The organism is Fulvivirga lutimaris, assembly GCF_009711525.1.
In the GTDB taxonomy this organism is placed as follows: Bacteria; Bacteroidota; Bacteroidia; order Cytophagales; family Cyclobacteriaceae; genus Fulvivirga; species Fulvivirga lutimaris.
Window position 1 is genome coordinate 1 of record NZ_SMLV01000117.1, and the last position, 2,084, is coordinate 2,084.

Genomic DNA, 2,084 nt, shown 5'->3' on the forward strand with positions numbered 1-2,084 from the left:
CAGGTGGAACAAGGAGAAATAGTTGGACTACTGGGGCCTAACGGTGCAGGAAAAACAACTACATTCTACATGATAGTGGGGTTAATTAAACCTAATGAAGGCGAGATATTTCTTGATGGCGAAAATATTACTGACCTGCCGATGTACAGACGTGCCAAGCTAGGCATCGGTTATCTGGCTCAGGAAGCTTCGGTTTTCAGAAAGCTGACAGTAGAAGAAAATATCATGGCAGTGCTGGAAATGCGAAAGATTCCAAAAAAAGAGCAAAAAGAGAAAATGGAAGCTTTACTTGAAGAGTTTTCTTTAACGCATGTTAGAAAAAACCTTGGTATGGTGCTTTCTGGTGGTGAAAGACGAAGAACAGAGATAGCAAGAGCTCTGGCGGTAGATCCAAATTTCGTGCTTTTAGATGAACCCTTTGCAGGTGTTGACCCAATTGCTGTTGAAGAAATCCAAACGATTGTAGCTAAGCTCAAGACAAAAAATATAGGCATCCTAATTACTGACCATAATGTAAATGAAACCCTTTCCATTACTGATAGAGCATACCTCATGTTCGAAGGAAAGCTGCTTAAATCGGGCTCTGCAGAGGAACTTGCAGCTGATGAACAAGTGAGGAGAGTTTATCTCGGTCAGTCCTTCGAATTAAAGCGGAAAATCTAATTGGCCATAGGCTAATAGTTTTCCTTTTTTTCATAATTTAACAGTTTAGGCATCTAAAACTAATCAGTGGATATATTCAATTCCATACTTACTTGGGTTATGAAAAAGCGGATACATGATATCGAGCTTTTTATTAAGTATCCGCATGACGTACAAGGAGAAATATTCAAAAAACTAATTGAACAAGCCAGGCAAACGGAGTTTGGTAAGAAGTACGATTTCAAAAGCATTAACTCTCATGAAGACTATAAAAGCAGGGTGCCTGTACAGTCTTACGAAGAGCTTTTTCCTTATATAGAGCGTTTAATGCGCGGAGAGCAGAACTTACTATGGCCTTCAGAAATCACCTGGTTTGCAAGGTCCAGTGGTACTACAAATGCAAGAAGCAAGTTTATACCTGTTTCTCCAGAAACATTGGAAGACTGTCACTTCAAAGGTGGCAAAGATTTGATTTCTATTTATGTCAACAATTACCCTGAGGCCAAAATGTTTACCGGAAAGGGGCTGGCGATAGGAGGTAGTCATCAGATCAATGAATTTAACCCTAATGAGAATTCTTATTATGGTGATGTATCAGCTGTAATTATGAAAAACCTTCCTTTATGGGCCCAGTTCATAAGGACTCCAAGTCTGGAGGTAGCGCTGATGGACAAATGGGAAGAGAAAATTGAAAAAATGGCCAGCCTCACGGCTGAAGAAAATGTGACCAGCCTTTCAGGTGTCCCTACATGGACTATTCTTTTGCTTCAAAGAATAATGGAAATAAAAGGAACGACCAATATTCTGGAAGTTTGGCCAAACCTAGAAGTCTTTTTTCATGGTGCAGTAGCCTTCACACCGTACCAAGAACTCTTTAAAAAGCTGATACCCACCAATCAAATGAGGTATATGGAAACCTATAATGCCTCAGAAGGTTTCTTTGGTATTCAAGATCGGACAGACTCTGATGAATTATTGCTGATGCTTGACTATGGTATCTTTTATGAATTCATCCCTTTTGAGGAACTGGATAACGAATACCCGACTATACTTTCATTAGATCAGGTAAAAGTAGGTCAAAATTATGCGCTAATTATCAGCACCAATGCAGGCCTTTGGAGGTATAATATTGGTGACACAGTCAAGTTTACTTCAACTGACCCGTATAGAATTAAGATTTCTGGCAGGACAAAGCATTTTATAAATGCTTTTGGTGAAGAGCTTATTATAGAAAATGCTGAAACTGCAATAACTAAGGCATGCAGAGAAACCAATTCAGTTATTGACAATTTTACTGCTGCTCCCATCTACTTTGAAGAAGGAAAACGTGGTGGTCATGAATGGATTGTTGAATTCCGCCAAAAGCCTGATAATCTGGAAACCTTTATAAAAATTTTAGATGAAAGCTTACGCGCAGTAAACTCTGACTATGACGCTAAGCG

The 2,084-nt window shown here is 39.3% G+C and carries 2 protein-coding genes; both read left to right on the forward strand.

The features are described from left to right. Window positions 1–663 (forward strand): LPS export ABC transporter ATP-binding protein (gene lptB / locus E1140_RS00565; RefSeq protein ID WP_155178008.1); only part of this gene is annotated, 663 nt, incomplete at its 5' end. A 66-nt stretch (window positions 664–729) separates the two neighbouring features. Continuing rightward, window positions 730–2,084 (forward strand): GH3 auxin-responsive promoter family protein (locus tag E1140_RS00570; protein WP_484494441.1); only part of this gene is annotated, 1,355 nt, incomplete at its 3' end.